19 protein-coding genes are annotated in these 21,009 nt (G+C 65.4%); 8 read left to right on the top strand and 11 right to left on the bottom strand.

Annotated elements, in window-relative coordinates:
* Positions 1-12: 12 nt before the first annotated feature.
* Positions 13-2,022: a sensor histidine kinase gene (locus ACOABP_RS10295; protein ID WP_474224891.1), complete on the bottom strand. Its 2,010-nt coding sequence runs from the start codon at positions 2,020-2,022 to the stop codon at positions 13-15.
* A gap of 130 nt (positions 2,023-2,152) precedes the next feature.
* On the bottom strand, positions 2,153-3,442 hold the full coding sequence (locus ACOABP_RS10290) for a dicarboxylate/amino acid:cation symporter (RefSeq protein ID WP_474224890.1): 1,290 nt from the start codon (positions 3,440-3,442) through the stop codon (positions 2,153-2,155).
* A gap of 456 nt (positions 3,443-3,898) precedes the next feature.
* Here ACOABP_RS10290 and ACOABP_RS10285 point away from each other — a divergent pair, with 456 nt between their 5' ends.
* From ACOABP_RS10285 to ACOABP_RS10255, 7 genes are all read left to right on the top strand, one after another.
* A complete protein-coding gene (locus tag ACOABP_RS10285) occupies positions 3,899-4,219 on the top strand; it encodes a (2Fe-2S) ferredoxin domain-containing protein (protein WP_066739868.1) in 321 nt (106 codons plus the stop codon).
* 99 nt (positions 4,220-4,318) lie between these two features.
* On the top strand, positions 4,319-4,963 hold the full coding sequence (locus tag ACOABP_RS10280) for an alpha/beta hydrolase (RefSeq protein WP_474224888.1): 645 nt from the start codon (positions 4,319-4,321) through the stop codon (positions 4,961-4,963).
* Positions 4,964-5,006: 43 nt separating this feature from the next.
* Positions 5,007-6,212: a D-alanyl-D-alanine carboxypeptidase family protein gene (locus ACOABP_RS10275; protein WP_066739872.1), complete on the top strand. Its 1,206-nt coding sequence runs from the start codon at positions 5,007-5,009 to the stop codon at positions 6,210-6,212.
* A gap of 31 nt (positions 6,213-6,243) precedes the next feature.
* Positions 6,244-6,552, top strand: coding sequence for a DUF493 family protein (locus ACOABP_RS10270; RefSeq protein WP_066739874.1), 309 nt, complete (start codon positions 6,244-6,246; stop codon positions 6,550-6,552).
* Between the two features lie 4 nt (positions 6,553-6,556).
* Positions 6,557-7,750, top strand: coding sequence for a class I SAM-dependent rRNA methyltransferase (locus ACOABP_RS10265; protein ID WP_474224886.1), 1,194 nt, complete (start codon positions 6,557-6,559; stop codon positions 7,748-7,750).
* A 377-nt stretch (positions 7,751-8,127) separates the two neighbouring features.
* Positions 8,128-9,105 carry an NAD(P)H-dependent flavin oxidoreductase gene (locus tag ACOABP_RS10260; RefSeq protein WP_474224884.1) on the top strand — a complete coding sequence of 326 codons (978 nt, stop codon included), beginning with the start codon at positions 8,128-8,130 and terminating at the stop codon, positions 9,103-9,105.
* 30 nt (positions 9,106-9,135) lie between these two features.
* Positions 9,136-9,615, top strand: a complete 480-nt coding sequence (locus ACOABP_RS10255; RefSeq protein ID WP_474224883.1) for a YbaN family protein — start codon at positions 9,136-9,138, stop codon at positions 9,613-9,615.
* Between the two features lie 33 nt (positions 9,616-9,648).
* Here ACOABP_RS10255 and ACOABP_RS10250 read toward each other — a convergent pair whose 3' ends face one another.
* The 7 genes from ACOABP_RS10250 to ACOABP_RS10220 all read right to left on the bottom strand — a co-directional run bounded on the left by ACOABP_RS10250 (position 9,649) and on the right by ACOABP_RS10220 (position 18,171).
* Positions 9,649-10,899, bottom strand: coding sequence for a phenylacetate--CoA ligase family protein (locus ACOABP_RS10250; RefSeq protein ID WP_474224882.1), 1,251 nt, complete (start codon positions 10,897-10,899; stop codon positions 9,649-9,651).
* A gap of 19 nt (positions 10,900-10,918) precedes the next feature.
* Positions 10,919-11,734, bottom strand: coding sequence for an ABC transporter ATP-binding protein (locus ACOABP_RS10245; RefSeq protein WP_474224881.1), 816 nt, complete (start codon positions 11,732-11,734; stop codon positions 10,919-10,921).
* Positions 11,735-11,810: 76 nt separating this feature from the next.
* Positions 11,811-13,148 carry an ABC transporter substrate-binding protein gene (locus ACOABP_RS10240; protein ID WP_474224880.1) on the bottom strand — a complete coding sequence of 446 codons (1,338 nt, stop codon included), beginning with the start codon at positions 13,146-13,148 and terminating at the stop codon, positions 11,811-11,813.
* 53 nt (positions 13,149-13,201) lie between these two features.
* Positions 13,202-14,278, bottom strand: a complete 1,077-nt coding sequence (locus tag ACOABP_RS10235; protein ID WP_474224879.1) for a branched-chain amino acid ABC transporter permease — start codon at positions 14,276-14,278, stop codon at positions 13,202-13,204.
* A gap of 12 nt (positions 14,279-14,290) precedes the next feature.
* Positions 14,291-15,205, bottom strand: coding sequence for a branched-chain amino acid ABC transporter permease (locus ACOABP_RS10230; protein WP_474224878.1), 915 nt, complete (start codon positions 15,203-15,205; stop codon positions 14,291-14,293).
* Between the two features lie 18 nt (positions 15,206-15,223).
* Positions 15,224-16,189, bottom strand: a complete 966-nt coding sequence (locus ACOABP_RS10225) for an ABC transporter ATP-binding protein (RefSeq protein ID WP_474224877.1) — start codon at positions 16,187-16,189, stop codon at positions 15,224-15,226.
* A 17-nt stretch (positions 16,190-16,206) separates the two neighbouring features.
* Positions 16,207-18,171, bottom strand: coding sequence for an AMP-dependent synthetase/ligase (locus ACOABP_RS10220; protein ID WP_474224876.1), 1,965 nt, complete (start codon positions 18,169-18,171; stop codon positions 16,207-16,209).
* Positions 18,172-18,411: 240 nt separating this feature from the next.
* On the opposite strand from ACOABP_RS10220, the gene ACOABP_RS10215 reads away from it, so the two are divergent.
* Positions 18,412-19,092, top strand: coding sequence for a Crp/Fnr family transcriptional regulator (locus ACOABP_RS10215; protein WP_474224875.1), 681 nt, complete (start codon positions 18,412-18,414; stop codon positions 19,090-19,092).
* A 472-nt stretch (positions 19,093-19,564) separates the two neighbouring features.
* Here ACOABP_RS10215 and ACOABP_RS10210 read toward each other — a convergent pair whose 3' ends face one another.
* Both ACOABP_RS10210 and ACOABP_RS10205 read right to left on the bottom strand, forming a co-directional pair.
* Positions 19,565-20,419 (bottom strand): 3-hydroxybutyryl-CoA dehydrogenase, encoded by an 855-nt coding sequence (locus ACOABP_RS10210; protein WP_474224874.1) that lies wholly within the window; start codon positions 20,417-20,419, stop codon positions 19,565-19,567.
* 71 nt (positions 20,420-20,490) lie between these two features.
* Positions 20,491-20,928 carry an HIT family protein gene (locus ACOABP_RS10205; RefSeq protein ID WP_474224872.1) on the bottom strand — a complete coding sequence of 146 codons (438 nt, stop codon included), beginning with the start codon at positions 20,926-20,928 and terminating at the stop codon, positions 20,491-20,493.
* Positions 20,929-21,009: the final 81 nt, after the last annotated feature.

Here is a 21,009-nt window from a genome sequence, read left to right as displayed (position 1 = left end):
CGCTTTTCCTCTTCACGCCGCCACGGGCTGGCGCGCCCGCCGCAACGTCACCACAAACTCCGCGCCGCCACCTTCGGCATTGCCAGCCACGAGCTGGCCGCCGAATTCGCGCACGATCGACGACGAGATAGCCAGCCCGAGCCCCAGGCCCTGGCCGATTTCCTTGGTCGTATAGAACGGCTCGAACAGACGCGGCAATGCATCCGGCGCAATGCCGGTGCCATTGTCGCGCACCGCGATGCGCACCTGCTCCTCGGTGGCGGCGACGCCGATTTCCACCCGGCCATCGGCCTTGCCTTCGGCGGCGATGGCGTCCAGCGCGTTGCCCACCAGGTTCAGCAGCACCTGCTCGAGCTTCAGTTCGTCGGCCCAGACCGCCAGGTCGGCGGCCTCGCCGTCCAGCCCGCGCACGCGCAGCATCACCTGGCCCAGGCGCGGGGCGATCAGCTGGAGCACGTGGTCGATCGCCGCCCGCACGCGCACGGCGTTGCGCCGCTGGCGCGCCTTGCCGGCGAACAGCTTGAGCTGGCCCGTGATCTTGCCCATGCGCTCGGTCAGGTCGGCGATGGCCGACAGGTTGCCCGTAGCCGCATCGAGCTGGCCGCGCTCCAGCAGCACGCGGGTGTTGTCGGAGAACGTGCGCAGCGCAGCCAGCGGCTGGTTCAGTTCGTGGGTGATGCCCGCCGCCATCTGGCCCAGCGCGGCCAGCTTGCTGGCCTGCACCAGTTCGTCCTGGGTCGCGCGCAGTTCGCCCTCGGCGCGCGTGCGCTCGGCCACCTCGCCTTCCAGCTGTTCGTTGATCGCCATCAGGTCGGCAGTGCGCGCTTCGACGCGGCGCTCCAGTTCGTCGTAGGCGGCTTCCAGCAGGCGGCGGCTGTACAGCATGTCGCGGGCGCGCTGGCGGCGCTGGCGCAGGTTCACCAGCAGCAGGCAGATGCAGGCATATGCCAGCGCGGCGCCGATGGTCGCGCTGCGGGCATTGGCCAGCACCGGGTCGAGCGGCGCCATCACCTGCATGTTCCAGCCCGCCGGCCCGACGGAGCGATTGATCTCCAGGTAGCGGTCGCCACTGGCGTCGGCCAGCCCGAAGTGAAGTCCGGCGCCATCCACGCCGTCTGGCGCACCGTCGCCGTCGCGCCGGTCGGTCGGCCCCACCCGCACCAGCCGCTGGCCGTCGGACAGCGTGTTGTCGGCCAGCCAGCGCATGACGGGCGATGTCAGCGACTGCATCGGCAGCGGCGTGACGTCCACATCATGGTATTGGCGCGTGCGGTGCAGCTCGGCCTGCAGGTCGGGCGGCAATGGCCGCAGCGTGCGGTACTGCCAGCCCGGCACCGACGACAGGAAGATCACGCCATGGTCGTCGGACACCATCAGCGGCTCGCCCCGGCCCGAGCCGGCGCGCTGGAACCATTCCAGGTTCAGCTTCACCACCGTCACGCCGATCACCTTGCCGCCGGCCTCGATCGGCTGGGCGATGTAATAGCCCGGCTCGTCGCTGGTGACGCCAATGGCATAGAAGCGGCCCACCTCGCCACGCGAGGCCATCTGGAAGTACGGACGGAAGCGGTAGTCGGTGCCCACGAAGCTGCCCGGCTCGCCATGGTTGCTGGCGGCCAGCGCCAGGCCGTTCGCCGCGATCACGTAGGTGGCGGATGCCCGTGCGCGCCGGTTGACCTCCACCAGGTAGTCATTGACGGCGGCAATGCGTGCCGGGTCTTGCGGCGACGCCAGCAACGCACGCACGGACGGGTGCAGCGACACCAGCGCAGGCAGGAATTCGTAGCGGTCGAGCGTGGATTCGAGCGTGCCCGCGTACCGGTCGGCACGCATGGCGGTGGATTGCTGCAACGCGACGATGCCGCGCTGCACCGACAGCAGCCAGGTCAGCGTACACAGCACCAGCAGCCCGGCCAGCAGCGCAATGGCGAAGCCCCACCAGCGCGAACTGTTCTCCGGCGCATGCACGGAGTCAGGCGGTGCGGGGTCATGCACGGCAAGGAAATCGTCGGAATGGGGCATCGGCGCGCGCGAAAGCTCTGGCGCCGATGATACCCGCTGGCCGCCCTGGGGGGCTGCGGTGCCAGCGGGGGAATACGGAGCGGTGCCCGCGACGCCGTCCAGCGGGTCGCCGGGCACCTGGCCAGCCATGTCAGACGCTGGCGTCGGCGAGTTCGACGTTGTCATCGCCACCACCACGCAGTACGCGGTTCAGGCGGGCGCGGTCAAGCTCGCGTTCCCAGGCCGACACCACCACGGTGGCCACGCCGTTGCCGACGATGTTGGTCAGCGCGCGGCATTCGCTCATGAAGCGGTCGATACCGAGGATCAGCACCATGCCGGCCACGGGGATGGTCGGCACCACGGCCAGCGTGGCCGCCAGCGTGATGAAGCCCGAACCGGTCACGCCGCTGGCGCCCTTGGACGTCACCATTGCCACGGCCAGGATGGTCAGCTGCTGCATCAGCGTCAGTTCGATGTTCGTCGCCTGCGCGATGAAGATCACGGCCATCGTCATGTAGATGTTGGTGCCGTCCAGGTTGAACGAGTAACCGGTAGGCACCACCAGGCCAACCACCGACTTCGAGCAGCCCAGCTTTTCCATCTTCTCCATCAGGTGCGGCAGCGCGGCTTCCGACGAACTGGTGCCCAGCACGATCAGCAGCTCTTCCTTGATGTACGCGACGAAGCGGATGATCGAGAAACCGGTCAGGCGCGCCACGGTACCCAGCACCACCAGCACGAACACGATGGCGGTGAAGTAGAACGTGCCGATCAGCTTCAGCAGCGGAATCAGCGAGCCCAGGCCGTACTTGCCGATCGTGAAGGCCATGGCGCCGAACGCGCCGATCGGGGCCACCTTGGTGATCACGTGCACGATGTGGAAGAACACCTTCGACACCTGGTCAACCATGTCGTGGATGATCTGTGCGCGGTCGCCGATGATGGCCAGGGCCGAGCCGAAGAACAGCGATACCAGCAGGATCTGCAGGATGTCGCCATTGGCGAACGCGCTGAAGATCGTGTCCGGGATGATGTGCATGAAGAACTCGACCGTGCTCTGGCCGTGGGCCTTCGACACGTACTGCGAGATCGTCTTGGTGTCCAGCGTGGCCGGATCGATGTTGAAGCCCACGCCGGGTTTCAGCGCGTGCGACGCCAGCAGGCCGATCAGCAGCGCGAACGTGGACACGATCTCGAAGTAGAGCAGCGCCTTGCCGCCCACGCGGCCAACCTTCTTCATGTCGCGCATGCCGGCAATGCCGGACACCACGGTACAGAAGATGATCGGGCCGATGATCATCTTGATCAGCTTGATGAACGCGTCGCCCAGCGGCTTCATTTCCACGCCGGTAGCCGGCGCGAAATGACCCAGCAGGATGCCCACGGCAATCGCGAACAGGACCTGCACGTACAGGATCTTGTAAAAGGGTTTCCTCATGATGTCTTCCTCGGTGTTTTGACCGGTGCCGGGCGCTCGGTAGGCGCCCACGTTGCACGCCTGGCCCGAAACCACGGGCGGCGCGTCTGGAAGTAACTATTTGCAACAGCCGTGCCACGGGCCATGGCGACGCCAAGTCATTGATTTGCAAGGAAAGTCTCTGCGGAAGGCCTGCGGATGGCTCCGGGATTCCGGAAATCCGGAATCGGTGCCTCCGGGAATTCGGACGCCTGCCGGCGAATTTCGGCCCGAAAAGTGCCGCGATCGCCATCCGGAGGACCATTTCCGGCGGCCAGGGCACCGGCCGGCCCGGCGCATCGGGATTTCCGGAATTCCGGGCAGCGCCGCCGCGCGGAACGGGGGGCGCGACCACGTATAATTCCGAGCTTCCTAGATTCATGCCGCGCCAGCCGCCCGCATTACCGGGTCTGGCGCCACGCAGTCCAGTTCGCCGCCATGAGCAGCTTCTACAAACACCACGTTTTCTTCTGCCTGAACCAGCGCGACGACGGCAAGGCCTGCTGCGCCGACCACAATGCCAAGGCGATGCAGGAATACGCCAAGAAGCGCTGCAAGGAGCTGGGCATCTCCGGCGCCGAAGGCCGCGTGCGCATCAACAAGGCCGGCTGCCTGAACCGTTGTGAACTCGGGCCGGTGCTGGTGGTCTACCCCGAGGCCGTCTGGTACACCTTCGTCGACGAGCAGGACATCGACGAGATCATCGACAGCCATCTGATTCACGGCAAACCCGTTGAACGCCTGATGGTCGATCGCTGATCCGGTACCCGCCGGGCCGCGCCGGGCCTGATGCCCGGTTTTTTGTTGTGCTGCTTTTGACGTGCTGTTTTTGTCGCCGTATTTTCCTGCTCCCTCGCCATGAACGCGCATACCCAGGTCACCACCATCGCCGGCCCCGTCGGCGCCATCGACATCTCGATCGATCTGCCGCAGAACGAGCCGGTGCGTGGCCTGGCGCTGGTGGCGCATCCCCACCCCCTGTTTGCCGGCACCAAGGACAACAAGGTGGCGCAAACGCTGGCGCGCACGTTCGTCGCGCTGGGCTACGCCACGGTGCGGCCGAATTTCCGTGGCGTGGGCGGCACGGCCGGCGAGCATGACCAAGGCATCGGCGAGCAGGACGACCTGCTGGCCGTGATCGACTGGATGCGCACGCAGGCCGCGTGGTCGCCCGAGGTGGCCGCGCTGCCGCTGGCGCTGGGCGGCTTCTCGTTCGGCAGCTTCGTGCAGACGCACGTGGCGCGCCGCCTGGCCGAAGCGGGCACGCCCGCGCAGCGGCTGGTGCTGGTGGGCACGGCCACCAGCCGCTGGGAAGTGGCTGCCGTGCCGGCCGACACGATCGTGATCCACGGCGAACAGGACGACACCGTGCCGCTGTCCAGCGTGCTGGACTGGGCCCGTCCGCAGGAACTGCCAGTCATCGTCATTCCTGGCGCCGACCACTTTTTTCACCGCAAGCTGCACCTGATCAAGCAGCTTGTCGTCAACGCGTGGGAACGGTGAACCGTCCCGTCCGCGCCATCCCTTTATTGTTGGAACACTACCCATGCTGAACAGAGCCACGCCGCATTTCGCATCCGCCCTTGCTCCTGTCGCCGTAGCCGCGACGCTTGCCACCGTGCTTGCCGCCGCCCCCGCCGCCGTCCTGGCACAGGGCGTGCCGATGCCGCAGGTGGCCGCCAAGTCGTGGATGCTGTACGACGTGACCAGTGGCCAGGCCCTGGCGTCGCAAAATGCCGACCTGCGCATCGAGCCCGCGTCGCTGACCAAGCTGATGACCGCCTACCTGGTATTCGAGGCGCTCAAGGAAAAGCGCCTGACGCTTGACCAGACCATCACGCCGACCGAGATCGTGCGCAAGGTCAAAAGCGATGAGTCGCGCATGTTCATCGAGGCCGGCAAGCCGGTCAGCGTGAACGACCTGCTGATGGGCCTGATCGTGCAGTCGGGCAACGACGCCTCGCTGGCGCTGGCCGAGGCCGTGGGCGGCTCCGAAGACGGCTTCGTCGCGATGATGAACCGCGAGGCCCAGCGCATGGGCATGAAGGGCACGCACTTCACGAACACCGATGGCGTACCCGATCCGAATCACTACACCACGGCTGTCGACCTGGCCACGCTGTCCACGCGCCTGATCAAGGACTTCCCCGAGTACTACGGAATGTACTCGCAGAAGGAGTTCACCTATAACAAGATCAGGCAGCCCAACCGCAACCGCCTGCTGTACATCGACCCGACCGTGGACGGCCTGAAGACCGGCCACACGAAGTCCGCCGGCTACTGCCTGATCTCGTCGGCCCAGCGCCCGCTGGCCAATGTGCCGAATGGCTCGCGCCGCCTGGTGTCGATCGTGATCGGCACGGCCACCGAGCAGATCCGCACCCAGGAAAGCCTGAAGATCCTGAACTACGGCTTCCAGTTCTTCGACACGCTGCGCCTGTACGACAAGGGCCAGGTCCTGGCGACGCCCGACATCTACAAGGGCAAGGCCAGCACCGTGAAGATCGGCGTCGCCAACGAGACGTTCGTGACGGTGCCCAAGGGCACGGGCGGCCGCCTGAAGCCGGTGCTGGAGCGCCAGGAACTGCTGATCGCCCCGATCGCCGCGGGCCAGCAGGTGGGCACGGTCAAGCTGATGGACGGCAACAACAAGGTGGGCGAGTTCCCGGTGGTGGCACTGGAGGAAGTGCCGGAGGCCGGCTTCTTCGGCCGCCTGTGGGATACGATCCGCCTCTGGTTCAAGCGCAAGTAAGCGCAATCAAGCGCGCACAAGGTTACGCAAGATGACGACAGATTCCAGCAACGGTCCGCTGATCCCGGGCGATATCCCGCCCGAGCAGTCGCTGATCGAGTACCCGAGCGAATTCCCGATCAAGGTCATGGGCGCCATGCAGGACGGCTTTGCCGAGGCCATCGTGACGCTGATCCAGGAGTTCGATCCCAACTTCCACGCCGGCAAGATGGAGATGCGTCCGTCGCGCAACGGCAACTACCTGGGGCTGACCGTGACCGTGTATGTCACGAGCCGCGAGCACCTGGACAACGTGTACCGTGCGCTGACGTCGCACCCGATGGTCAAGGTGGTGCTGTAGCCACATGAATGTCATCACCCTGAAGCCCGGCAAGGAAAAATCCCTGCTGCGGCGCCACCCGTGGGTCTACGCCACGGGCATTGCCTCCACCGAAGGCCGCTGCGAGGCGGGCTCGACCGTGGTCATCCGCAGTGCGGACGGCCGCTTCCTGGCGCGCGGCGCCTATAGCCCCGAGTCGCAGATCCGGGCGCGCGTATGGACGTTCGACGAAAACGAGCCGGTCGACCATGCCATGTTCAAGCGCCGCGTGTCGGCCGCGCTGGCACACCGCAAGCGCTGGGTCAGCGACACCAGCGCGGTGCGCCTGATCTTTGGCGAATCCGACCGCCTGCCTGGGCTGATCGTCGATTACTACGGCCAGGGCGAGACCGGCCAGCTGGTGTGCCAGTTCAACGCCGCGGGCGTGGAGCAATGGAAAGACGCACTGGTACAGGCGCTGGTCAAGGAAACCGGCTGCCCGAACGTGTACGAGCGGTCTGACGCGGCCGTGCGCCAGCGCGAAGGCCTGGAACTGGTCACCGGCGTGCTGGCCGGCGCCGAGCCCGATCCGCAACTGTCGGTGACCGAACACGGCGTGCGCTACTACGTGGACGTGCGCAACGGCCACAAGACTGGCTTCTACGTAGACCAGCGCGACAACCGCAAGCTCGTGGGCGACCTGGCCGAGGGGCGCGACGTGCTGAACTGCTTCTGCTACACGGGCGGCTTCTCGCTGGCCGCGCTGCGTGGCGGTGCGAAATCGGTGACGTCGATCGATTCGTCGGGCGAGGCGCTCAAGATCGCAGCCAGCAACGTGACGCTGAACGGCTTCGACCCCGAACGCGCCACCTGGCTCGACGCCGACGTGTTCAAGATGCTGCGCGAATTCCGCGCCGAGGGCCGCCAGTTCGACCTGATCGTGCTGGACCCACCCAAGTTCGCCCCGTCGGCCCAGCATATCGACCGTGCCGCGCGCGCCTACAAGGAAATCAACCTGGTGGGCATGCAGCTGCTGCGCCCGGGCGGCCTGCTGTTCACGTACTCGTGCTCGGGTGCCATCAGCATGGAGCTGTTCCAGAAGATCGTGGCCGGCGCCGCGACCGATGCGCGCGCCGATGCACGCATCCTGCGCCGCCTGTCGGCAGGGACCGATCACCCGATGTCGGCCGCCTTCCCCGAAGGCGAATACCTGAAGGGCCTGCTGCTGGAAAAGGTCTAGGCAGGGCCGGAAAATTCGTCAGATTACGGGTTTTCCGGAATTGCCTCGGAACTGTCTTCTGGTGGTCATATTCGCCCCCTAAGATTCGTCTCACGGTAAGGCATTGGCAGGTGTCGAACCGTCTCTTCTTATCAGTCTTCGTGGTAATCGCCCCGCTAACCCAGCGGGGCTTTTTTTTCGCCATCGCATGCCGTGTGCGCCGCGCGAGCCAGCGATGCCACAGGTGCCACACCCCCGGCCGAACCCCTGACGGGCGGCACCGAGGCCGCGCTCTACCGTGGCACCACGGCAGGCGAAACTCCCTATAATCGAACGACCGTGCATTTTGCACCGCTTGTCCGCGTCATTTCATCAGACGGATCCGAGGAGACTGTTCCATGCCTGCCGCCAAACATATTCCGCCAGTCCTGCAGAACCTGGCCCTGCCCGTCATCGCGTCGCCGATGTTTATCGTCAGCTATCCGGAACTGGTGCTGGCGCAGTGCAAGGCCGGCATCGTGGGGTCGTTCCCGGCGCTCAACGCACGCCCGGCCGAGCTGCTCGATGAATGGCTGACGCAGATCCAGGAAGAACTGGCGTCGTTCCAGGCCGCCAATCCCGGCAAGCCCGTCGGCCCGCTCGCCGTGAACCAGATCGTGCACGCTTCCAACGCGCGGCTGGAACACGATGTGAAGGTCTGCGTGGAACACAAGGTGCCGATCTTCATCACGTCGCTGCGCGCGCCCCCCAAGGAAATGATCGACGCTGTGCACAGCTACGGCGGCATCGTGCTGCATGACGTCATCAACATCCGCCACGCCGAAAAGGCCATCGAGGCCGGCGTGGACGGCCTGATCCTGGTGGCGGCCGGCGCCGGCGGCCATGCCGGCATGCTCTCGCCGTTTGCGCTGGTGGGCGAAGTGCGCAAGATCTTCGATGGTCCGATTGCGCTGTCCGGATCGATCGCCACCGGCGACGCGGTGCTGGCCGCGCAGGCCATGGGCGCCGACTTTGCCTATGTGGGCACGCGCTTTATCGCATCGCAGGAAGGCCATGCCAGCGCGGAGTACAAGCAGTCGATCACCAGCTCGGCCGCGTCGGACATCATCTACACGAACCTGTTCACGGGCGTGCACGGCAACTACATCCGCGAGAGCATCGTCAATTCGGGCCTGAACCCCGACGACCTGCCCGTGGCAGACAAGAGCAAGATGGATTTTTCGAGCGGCAGCTCGAAGACCAAGGCCTGGAAGGACATCTGGGGTGCCGGCCAGGGCGTGGGCCAGATCCACGACATCCCGACCGCCGGCGAGATCGTGGCGCGCATGAAGGCCGAGTACGACGCGGCGCGTGCCCGGCTGGGGCTGGTAGCATAAGGGCGTTTTTGCGCCCCTTGCCCTGAACCGTTGCCTGCTCCCGACCCCGAAACACCCATCGACCCGGCCGACCTGCCCGGAACGCTCACGCATCGGGAACGCGTGATCCGCGCGTTCTGGGTGACGCTCGGCGTCATCAGCCTGGTGCTGGGCTTTATCGGCATCTTCCTGCCGCTGCTGCCGACCACGCCGTTTGTGCTGCTGGCGGCAGCCTGCTTTGCGCGGGGTTCGGAAAAATTCCACCACTGGCTGATCACGCACGAGCGCTTCGGGCCGCTGGTGCGTGACTGGCAGGCCCACCGCAGCATTCCGTTTCGCGCCAAGTGCCTGGCGCTGTCGATGATGTGGACGTCGATGAGCATCACGGCGTGGCTGCTGCGCGCGCGGCCGGTGTCGTCGCTGACGCTGATCGCCATTGGCATCGCCGTCACCGTCTGGATGGTACGGCTGCCCACGCGGCCGCCCGGCGGCTATCCCGAAGCCAGCGACGGTCCTTCATCGCAGGCATAGCGCCACCGGCCCGCAGCCGTCGCCCGGCGGCAGTCAGTCGTAGCTGCGTGCGTCCTCGATCGATTTGCCATCCTGGGGCAGCGATCCTGGCGCGGCAAAGCGCACCTCTCCACGCAGCCGCATCACCTCCCGCATCGAATCGGCCACGGCACGCGCCAGGCTTTCGTCGACCCGGGTGGCATCGCAGTGAAGCGTCATCACGTCCGAGCCGATCGCGCCGCTCACCACCAGCCGCGCAGCACGGATTTCGGGATGGCGCCGCACCACCTCGGCCACCTGCCCCGGATGCACGAACATGCCCTTGACCTTGGTGGTCTGGTCGGCACGCCCAAGCCAGCCCTTCAGGCGGATGTTGGTGCGGCCGCACGGACTGGCCCGGTGCGGCGATTCGGCCACGATGGCCGACAGGTCGCCGGTACCGAAGCGGATCAGCGGGTAGTCGCCATTGCCAAGCACGGTGACCACCACCTCGCCGACCTCGCCTTCGGGCATCGGCTTCGTGCCGCCCGGCTCGACGATCTCGACCAGCACGCCCTCGTCGACCACCCAGCCGTCGCCGCCTTCGGTCTCGAACGCGATCAGTCCGACATCGGCCGTGCCGTACATCTGGCGCGCGGTGACGCCGTGGTCCTGCAGCCAGGTGCGCAGCGCGGGCGGGCAGGCCTCGCCCGACACCAGCGCCTTGGACAGGCTTGCGCACGGCAACCCCATCTCGTCGCCCTTCTCGATCAGCAGTTTCAGGAATGACGGCGTGCCCGCGTAGGCCGACGGCTGCAGGCTCGCCAGCGCCTGCACCTGCGATTCGGTCTGCCCGACTCCAGCCGGAAACACGCAGCAGCCCAGCTTGTGGGCGCCCGATTCCATCATCATGCCGGCGGGCGTGAAGTGATACGAGAACGTGTTGTAGACCAGCTCGCCGGCCCGGAAGCCGGCCGCGAACATCGCGCGTGCCGTACGCCACCAGTCGGCGGCAAAGCCATCGGGCTCGTGGATCGGCCCCGGCGACTGGAACACATGGCGCAGGCCGGCCAGCGGCGTGGCATTGAGCCCGCCCAGTGGCGGAGCCATGCGCTGGCGCGCGCTCAGTTCGGACTTGCGCGTGACGGGCAGCAGCGCCAGCGCATCGCGCGAGGTGATCTCGTGCGCGTCGAAATCACACAGGATCTCGGCAAAATACGGTGAATGTGATTGTGCATGCGCGACCTGGCGCGCCACGGCGGCAATCAGCGCGGCCTCGCGTTCCGCAGGCGCGCGCGTCTCCAGCGAATCGAAGTACTCAGCCATATCGGTGTCCAGGGCAGATTCAGGCCAGCCAGCGTTTGCGGCGGCGATAGCTTTTCACGTCTCGGAACGATGTGCGCGCGCCGCCTTCGGCATCGTTGGCGGCCACGCCCAGGTAGAACTCCTTGACGTCCTCGTTGGTGCGCAGCGATTCGGCTTCGCCGTCCATCACGACCCGGCCGTTTTCGAGGATGTAGCCGTAGTCGGCATAGCGCAGCGCTACCATCGTGTTCTGCTCGGCCAGCAGGAAGCTCACGCGCTCGCGCGCGTTGAGGTCGCGCACGATCTCGAAGATTTCCTCAACGATCTGCGGCGCCAGGCCCATCGACGGCTCGTCCAGCAGGATCATCGACGGCTTGGCCATCATCGCGCGCCCGATCGCACACATCTGCTGCTCGCCGCCCGATGTGTAGCCGGCCTGCGACTTGCGGCGCGTCTTCAGGCGCGGGAAGTAGGCGTAGATCTTCTCCAGCTCGTCGCGCGTTTCGCCGCGCGACAGGCCGCGCGTGTAGGCCCCGGTCAGCAGGTTTTCCTCGATGGTCAGGTGGGCAAAGCAATGGCGCCCTTCCATCACCTGGATCACGCCGCGCTTGACCAGGTCGTTTGGCGTCAACTGGTCCACGCGCTGGCCGCGGTATTCGATCGATCCCTTGGTGACGTCGCCACGCTCGGCGTGAAGCAGGTTCGAGATCGCCTTGAGCGTGGTGGTCTTGCCCGCGCCGTTGGCGCCAAGCAGCGCCACGATGCGGCCCTCGGGCACATCGAGCGACACGCCCTTGAGCACCAGGATCACGTGGTCGTAGATGACTTCGATGTTGTTGACGGATAGAAGAGTCATGTCCGCATCCCTGAGTGTTTTGCTCCCCTCTCCCGCCTTGTGGGAGAGGGGAGACAACCACCGGCACACTGAAGTCTTACGACTTCATGCAAGCCGGCGTGATGCCCTTTTCCTTCGCGTACTGCGCGGCCGTGGCCTTGAACAGCGGGTGGATCAGGTTCTTGTTGCCCTCGATCCAGTCCGACACCACCACCCACTTGGTGCCGTCCCACTGCTGGATCTTCACCTTGCCCGATCCCTCGTGGTTGTCGCAGCTGGTCTTGATCTCCGGCAGCAGGCCGGTGGCGCCCAGTTGCTGCAGGCGGGCGCTGGTCAGGTTGAGGTTCTCGAACGCCCAGCGCATCTCGTCGCCGGTCATCACCTTGCCCTTGCCGAACTTGCCCTGCGCCACGCGGATGGCTTCCACCGTCACCACCGCCGCCGACACGCCGCGGTTATAGAGCACCGAGCCCACCTTGTTGCGGTCCTGCATATTGCCCTTGTTGGCGCCGTACACCACCTTCTCGATATCGGCGATCAGCGGCACGCCCTTGCCGGCCACGTTCCACGTCGCGCTCATGTAGCCCTTGGCGGCGTCGCCGGCCGGCGTGGTGTCTTCCTCGGACCCTGCCCACCAAGACCCGATCATCTTGTCGCGCGGGAAGCCCACCTTCTGGGCTGCCTTCAGCGCGGTCTGGTTCATCACGCCCCAGCCCCAGAAGATCACGTAGTCAGGATTTTCCTGGCGGATCTTCAGCCACTGCGCGCCCTGCTCGTTGCCCGGGTGCGCCACCGGAATCTCCACCAGGTTGAACTTGCCGAGCTTGGCCTCGGCCTCCAGCGCGACGATCGGCTCCTTGCCGTAGGCCGAGTCGTGATACAGGTAGACGATCTTCTTGCCGGCCAGCGACCCGCCGTTCTTCGTCGCCAGGTACTTCACGATGGCCGACACCTGCATCTGGTAGGTGGTGACCAGCGGGAACGCGTACGGGAACACCGAGCCATCGACGGCGTCGGTGCGGCCGTAGCCCATCATCACCAGCGGCACCTTGTCGGCGGCGGTCTTGTCGACCAGCGCGTACGAGATACCGGTGGACATCGTGTGATACGCGGTGCCCTTGCTCTGGCCGTTCTTGGCCTTCAGGCGCTCGTAGCATTCCACGCCCTTGGCGTTGTTGTACTCGGTCTCGCACTCTTCCCACGACAGCTTCACGCCGTTGACGCCGCCCTCCTTGAGGTTGACGTAGTTCAGGTAATCGACAAAGCCGCCATAGAACGATTGTCCGTTGGAGCCATAGGGGCCGACGCGATAGCTGGGCAGCGCCACGAACTGGTCATTGGCCTGCGCCAGCGCCGGCAGGGCTGGCGCCAGCAGGGCAGTCGCGACGCTGACCACCAGGGCGGCGCGCTGCACATTGCGGAATACGGTTGTCATCACAGTCTCCTTCACCTCGAACGGGCGTTGTTATAGAAATGACGCAGCGATACCTAGTGCGGAAATGGCCAGAGGCGCAGCTTCTCCTTGGCAATCTGCCAGAGTCGGGCCAGGCCATGTGGCTCGACGATCAGGAAGAAAATGATCAGCGCGCCGAACACCATGAGCTGGATGTGCGACACCGTGGCGTTCGTGAACGGCAGGTGCAGCAGCGCAGCCAGCGCCGGCAGTACGTTATCGAGAAAGATCGGCAGCAGCAGGATGAACGCCGCGCCCAGGAACGACCCCAGGATGCTGCCCACGCCGCCGATGATGATCATGAACAGGATGCGGAACGACAGGTCCAGCGAGAAGCCGTCCGGTTCCACCGAACCCAGGTAGCAGAACGCGTACAGCGCCCCGGCCACGCCGCAATAGAACGAGCTGACGGCAAAGGCCAGCAGCTTGGTGCGCATCAGCGGGATGCCGATCACTTCGGCGGCCACGTCCATGTCGCGCACGGCCATCCAGGCACGCCCCGTGGCCGAGCGCACCAGGTTCTTGGCCAGCAACGCCAGCACCGTGACGATGGCAAGCACGAACAGGTATTTCTTTACCGGGGTATCGATCGCCACGGCGAACAGGTCCAGCCGCTGCGCCGTGATCACGCCCGACGAACTATTGTTCGAGAACCAGGGAAACTTGGTCAGCGCCCACACCACGAAGAACTGCGCCGCCAGCGTAGCCACGGCCAGGTAGAAGCCTTTGATGCGCAGCGACGGCAGCCCGAAAGCCACGCCCACCAGCGCCGCCGACAGTCCGGCCAGGATGAAGGTCAGCAGTACCGGGATGCCTTCGATCCGCAGCTGGAAGTTATAGGCCGCGTACGCGCCCACGGCCATGAAGGCGGCCGTGCCCAGCGACAGCTGGCCGGCATAGCCCGTCAGGATGTTCAGGCCCAGCGCCGCCAGCGAAAAGATCAGGAACGGCGTCAGGATGGCGTTGAACCAGTACTCGCTGCCCGTGAACGGGATGACGACAAACGCCACGGCCATCAGCAAAGCAAAGAAAATACGATCTTGCCGGATCGGGAAAATCTGGCTGTCGGCGACGTAGCTGGTCTTGAACTGTCCGGATTCGCGGTAGAGCATGGTTGTTCTCCGTCAAACGCGGTCGATGTGTTTCTCTCCGAACAGCCCCTCGGGCCGAACCAGGAGAAACAACAAGGCAAACACGTAGGGGAACCACCCTTCGATCCCCCCGAAGTTGCCGCCGAACATCGACTGGAACACCGGCGGGATATAGATCTCGGCCAGCTTCTCGGATGCGCCGATGATCAACCCGCCGACGATGGCGCCGGGCACCGATGTAAAGCCGCCCAGGATCAGCACCGGCAGCGCCTTGAGCGCAGTCAGCGTCAGCGCAAACTGCACCCCGTTGCGCGATCCCCAGAGCATGCCCGCCACCAGCGCCACAAAGCCGGCCACACCCCAGACGATGGCCCAGATGTTCTGTAGCGGAATGCCCAGCGACAGCGCAGCCTGGTGATCGTCGGCCACCGCGCGCAGTGCACGGCCCACCTTGGTGTACTGGAAGAACAGCGCCAGCACGGCCACCAGCACGGCGGCAATCAGCGCGGCGGCCAGGTCGAACTTCGACACCACGATATTGAAGTGGGTCAGGATCGATTCGATGGGCTCGTCGACGATGCCCAGCTCGATCGGCCGTACCTCGTTGCCGAACAGCAGCGGCCCCAGGCCTTCCAGGAAGAACGACAGGCCGATGGTCGCCATGAACAGCGTGATCGGCGGCTGGTTCACCAGCTTGCGCAGCACGAGGCGCTCGGTGCTCATGCCCACGATGATCATGACGATAAAGGCGCCGATCACGGCCGCCCACATCGGCATGCCCTTGTCCATCAGCCCCACCACGGCCAGCGCGGCAAAGTAGACCATCGCGCCCTGCGCAAAATTGAACACACCCGACGCCTTGTAGATCAGCACGAAGCCCAGCGCCACCAGCGAGTACATCAGCCCCGAGAGCAGTCCGCCGATCAGGATTTCGAAGAAGAATGTCATCGTAGTTTCCTGATTTCTTCAGTGCGAGGTGCCAAGGTAGGCCTTGATCACATCCGGATTCGCCTTGACCTCGGCCGGCGTGCCGTCGCCGATCTTCTTGCCGTAGTCGAGCACCACCACGCGATCCGAGATGTCCATGACCACGCCCATGTCGTGCTCGATCAGCACGATGGTGGTGCCGAACTGGTGGTTCACGTCCAGGATGAAACGGCACATGTCCTGCTTTTCCTCGACGTTCATGCCAGCCATCGGCTCGTCCAGCAGCAGCATCGACGGCTCGGCCGCCAGCGCGCGCGCCAGCTCCACGCGCTTCTGCAGCCCGTACGGCAGGCGCCCTACCGGGGTCTTGCGGATGGCCTGGATTTCCAGGAAGTCGATCACTTCCTCCACCTTGCGGCGATGGCGCATTTCCTCGGCACGCGCTGGCCCCCACCACATCGCGTGCGCGAGCAGCCCGGTGCGGAACTGCGTGTTGCGGCCTGTCATGATGTTGTCGAGCACGGTCATGCCCTTGAACAGCGCGATGTTCTGGAACGTGCGCGCGATGCCCTGGCGGGCAGCCGCCGTCGGATGCATCTTGCGGCGCTCCTGGCCGCGAAACACGATGCGGCCCTGCTGCGGGTGATACACGCCGTTGATCACGTTCAGCATCGAACTCTTGCCGGCGCCGTTGGGGCCAATGATGGCGCGTATCTCGTGCTCGCAGACGTCGAACGAGATATCGGTCAGCGCCTTCACGCCGCCAAACGACAGCGAGATGTTCTGCAGGTCCAGGATCACGTCGCCGCGCGTGCTGGTGCGGGCCGGGGCGTCGGGCCGATGGGCGTCGCCGGTGCGCAGGGTGTCGCCATGCACGGTGTCCGCATGGCCCGGCGGAACGATGGTGCCGGGCGAAGCCATGGAGCCCGTGGCATCGACGCGCGCCATGCTGCCACTTCCGCCACCACTTCCGCCGCCCTGCCACGCTGTCTGGGTTGCCGTCATCTGTGCGTCTCCCTGTCTCACGCCGCGCGCACCCCGCCCACGGGCGGAAAGCGCTTGACGTCCACCAGCTTCAGCGTGGCCGACACACTACCCTCGCGGCCATCCTCGAACTTCACGCGCGTGTCGATGAACTGCTCCGGCTTGTCCGCATACAGCGCGTCCACCAGCACCGCGTATTTCTCGGCGATAAAGCCGCGCCGCACCTTGCGCGTGCGTGTCAGTTCGTCGTCATCGGGGTCCAGTTCCTTGTGCAGGATCAGGAAGCGCGCCACCTGCGAGCCGGTCAGCATTGCGTCGCCGGCCAGGTCGGCGTTCACCTGCTCCACGCATTCGGCGATCATGGCGATCACGTCGGGCTGGCCGGCCAGGTCCACATAGCCGGCATACGGCAGGTGCCGGCGCTCGGCCCAGTTGCCCACCGCATCGAAATCGATATTGATGAATGCGCAGACGCGGTCGCGGTCGGTGCCGAACGCCACCGCCTCCTTGATATACGGAAAGAACTTCAGCTTGTTCTCGATGTACTTGGGCGCGAACATCGAACCGTCGGCCAGCTTGCCCACGTCCTTGGCGCGGTCGATGATCTTCAGGTGCCCGTCGGCATCGATCACGCCAGCGTCGCCGGTCATGAAATAGCCATCGTCGTTGATGGCCTCGCGCGTGGCGTCGTCGCGCTTGTAGTAGGCCTTGAGCAGCCCCACGCCGCGCACCAGCACCTCGCCGTTGTCGGCAATGCGGATTTCCATGCCCGGCGCTGCCGGCCCCACCGAGTCGAACTTGACCTGGCCATCGGGCTGCAGGCACACATAGGCGCAGGTCTCGGTCTGGCCGTAGAACTGCTTCAGGTTGATGCCGATCGAGCGGTAGAAGCGGAACAGGTCCGGCCCGATGGCCTCGCCCGCCGTGTAGCCCACGCGGATGCGGCTCATGCCCAGCACGTTGCGCAGCGGGCCGTAGATCAGGATTTCGCCAATTCCGTAGCGTAGGCGTTCCAGCACCGACACCGGACGCTTGTCGAGGATGTCCGCGCCGCAGCGGCGCGCCACCCCCATCGCCCAGTGGAACAATCTTCGTTTGAGCCAGCCCGCGTCTTCCATGCGGATCATCACCTGCGTCAGCAGCCCTTCATAGATGCGCGGCGGGGCGAAGTAGTAGGTGGGGCCGATCTCGCGCAGGTCGGTCATCACGGTTTCGCGCGATTCCGGACAGTTCACGGTGAAGCCGGCCACCATCGCCTGTGCATAGGAAAACAGGTTGTCGCCCACCCATGCCATCGGCAGGTACGACAGCACGTCGTCATCGGCGCTCAGGCCATCGAACTGGCAGCCATTGCGCGCCGCACCGATCAGGCCCGCGTGCGCATGGCAGACGCCTTTCGGCTTGCCGGTGGTGCCGGATGTATAGAGGATGATCGCGGTGTCGTCGGGCGCGCCCGCCTGCACCTGCGCATCGTAAAAACCTGGATTTGCCTGATCGAATTCGCGGCCGATTTCCTGCACGCGGGCGTACGACAGCAGCGACGGATGATCGTAGTCGCGCAGTCCGCGCGGGTCTTCGTAGATGACATGGCGCACCGCGCGGCCACGCGACGCCAGTTGCGATTCCACTTCGAGCAGCTTGTCCACCTGCTCCTGGTCTTCGACGATGGCGAACTCGATCTCCGCATCGTCGAGCACGTAGACCATCTCGCCCGCGATGGCGTCCTGATAGAGCGGCACGGGCACGCCGCCCAGCGCCTGCGCGGCGGTCATGGCCCAGTACAGGCGCGGACGGTTGTCGCCCACCACGGCCAGGTTCATGCCGCGGCGGAAGCCCAGCGCGGCCAGCCCGCAGGCCAGCGCCCGCACCTCGGCCGCTGCCTGCTGCCAGCTGTAGGTCTGCCAGATACCGAGATCCTTCTCGCGATAGGCCGGATGGTCGGGCCGCTGCTGGGCATGCGCCAGCAGCCATCGCGGGAAGGTCGTTGCCGACGATTCCTGCATCGCTGTCTCCTCTCCCCTTCGGATGGCCTAGGGACCATGCCGGGTATCAAGCCGCCAGACCGGTCGCTATACTGGGCGCCTTGTCCGGTGCGACGATTGCCGCACCGCATCACGCCCGCCTTGCCTTGTTGGGTGAGGAATGCTGGCAGGGGCGGTTCCGGGTGATCGTAAGATAGCCGATGCCTTTCCGCCGGGTTGTCGCGCCGGCGACAATTCCGGGTTAATCCCTACGGGAGTGCAATGCCTGCCGCTGACTCCTTCTCGTTCATCGACCGCTGCGCCTGGGCCGCCGACCTGAGCCCCGAGCAGCGCGACCGTGTCAAACGCGTGATGACCGTGCGCGAGTACGCACAAGGTGACTACGTCTGTCACAAAGGTGAAATGGCCGAGCACTGGCTGGGCGTGGTCGAGGGCATCGTCAAGATCACCACCGTCTCGCCATCGGGCAAGTCGGTCACCTTCACAGGCGTGCCCACCGGCGGCTGGTTCGGCGAAGGCGCCGTGCTCAAGCAGGAAATCCGCAAGTACGACGTCATGGCGCTGCGGCGCTCGCGTATCGCTTTCGTCCCACGCGAATCTTTTCAGTGGTTGCTGGATACCAGCCTGCCGTTCACGCGCTTTCTGCTGATGCAGTTCAACGAGCGTCTTGGACAGTTCATCGCGGCGGTGGAATACGAACGGCTGCTCGATATCGATTCGCGCGTGGCCCGCGCGGTGTCATCGCTGTTCAACGAACACCTGTATCCGGGCATCGGCTCGACGCTGGAGATTTCGCAGGAAGAGATCGGACTGCTGGCCGGCATCTCGCGCCAGCGCGCCAACCAGGCGCTCAAGGTGCTGGAACAGCAGGGCCTGGTGCGGGTGGACTACGGCGTGATCGACGTGCTCGATCTGGAGGGATTGCGGCAGTACGGGGAGTGATATCGCTGCTGTGGTGCTGCGGGGCTGCGATGCCGCTCCCCTCTCCCACTTGCGGGAGAGGGGAGCAAACCATCGGTGATCGGAAGTGCCCCGTGCCGCCGCTCTCCCCTCTCCCACTTGTGGGAGAGGGGTTGGGGGAGAGGGCATCGAGGTGCTGCTTGCCGACCTGTGGCAATCTGAACGCCGCGCCCTCTCCCCCGACCCCTCTCCCGCGTTGCGGGAGAGGGGAGCAAACCATCGGTGACCGGAAGTGTCCCGTGCCGCCGCTCTCCCACTTGTGGGAGAGGGGTTGGGGGAGAGGGCATCGAGGTGCTGCTTGCCGTCCTGTGGCAATCTGAACGCCGCGCCCTCTCCCCCGGCCCCTCTCCCGCGTTGCGGGAGAGGGGAGCAAACCATCGGTGATCGGAAGTGTCCCGTGCCACCGCTCTCCCACTTGCGGGAGAGGGGAGCAAACAAGCAGTGGGATCCAGGCTTACTTGCTGTACACGTACACGCCGCGGCCCGTCTTGCGGCCCAGGTAGCCCGCGGCCACCATCTCGCGCATCAGCATTGCCGGACGGTACTTCGGATCGGCGAACTCGGTATAGAGCACCTCCATCACCGCCAGCATCGTATCCAGGCCAATCATGTCGGCCAGGGCCAGCGGGCCGATCGGATGGTTGCAGCCCAGCTTCATGCCCTCATCGATTTCCTCCGGCGATGCCAGGCCCTCGCCCAGCACGCAGAACGCCTCGTTGATCATCGGGCAGAGGATGCGGTTGACCACGAAGCCCGGGCTGTTCTTGACCGTGATCGGGTACTTGCCCAGCTGCTTTGCCAGCGTCTCCACATCGGCGTGCGCGGCGTCGCTGGTCTGCAGGCCGCGAATCAGTTCCACCAGCGCCATCATCGGCACCGGGTTGAAGAAGTGCATGCCGATAAAGCGGTCGGCGCGCGACGTCACGGCGGCCAGCTTCGTGATCGAGATCGACGACGTGTTCGACGCGATGATCACGTCCGGGCCGACGATGCTGTCGATCTGCTTCAGGATCTTGACCTTGAGATCGTAGTTTTCCGTAGCGGCTTCGATCACGATGTCGGTGCGCTTCAGATCGTCATACGACGTGCTGCCATGGATGCGCGCCAGCGCGGCTGCCTTGTCGGCCTCGGTGGCCTTTTCCTTCTTGATCAGGCGGTCCATGCTGCCGGCCACCGTGGCGATGCCCTTCTGCACCGCCGCGTCGCTGATATCGACCATCACCACGTCCAGGCCCACCACCGCGCATGCCTGCGCAATGCCGTTGCCCATCGTGCCGGCACCCACGATGCCCACTGTCTTGATTGCCATGTCTCGCTTCCTTGCTTGTCAGTGATTTGCTTGATTCGATAAATTGGGGGCGATGCGGCGCGTCCGTCCGCTCAGCCCTGCAGCTTCGCCAGGGCAGCCACCACGCGCGCAGCGTGCTGCTTGAGCACTTCCATGTCCTGCTGCTGGCGTGCATGGCCGCGCAGGGCCTGGTCGGTATAGCGCGGCACGATGTGGAAATGCACGTGCGGCACGGTCTGGCCGGCCGCTGCGCCGTTGAACTGGCTGATGACCACGCCGTCCGGCTGGAACGCCTCGCGCACGCCGCGTGCGACGATCTGGGTCGCGCGGATGGCCGCGGCGGCACCCTTCTCGGACAGCCCGAACAGGTCCACCGCTGCTTCCTTCGGCACCACGAGCGCGTGGCCGTCGGACTGCGGCATGATGTCCATGAACGCGATCGCGTCGGCGTCCTCGTAGATCTTGAAGCACGGGAGCTCGCCGCGCAGGATGCGGGCGAAGATATTGTTGCTGTCGTACTCGGCTTGCATGGGTATCTCGGGAATGGATGGCCTGACGGCGACGGAGCAAAGAGTGTAGCCCCAGCGCTCCGTGCCGTGAACCAATCCCCC

The organism is Cupriavidus sp. HE11, from assembly GCF_056097175.1.
This window is presented reverse-complemented; position numbering and strand designations above follow the sequence as displayed.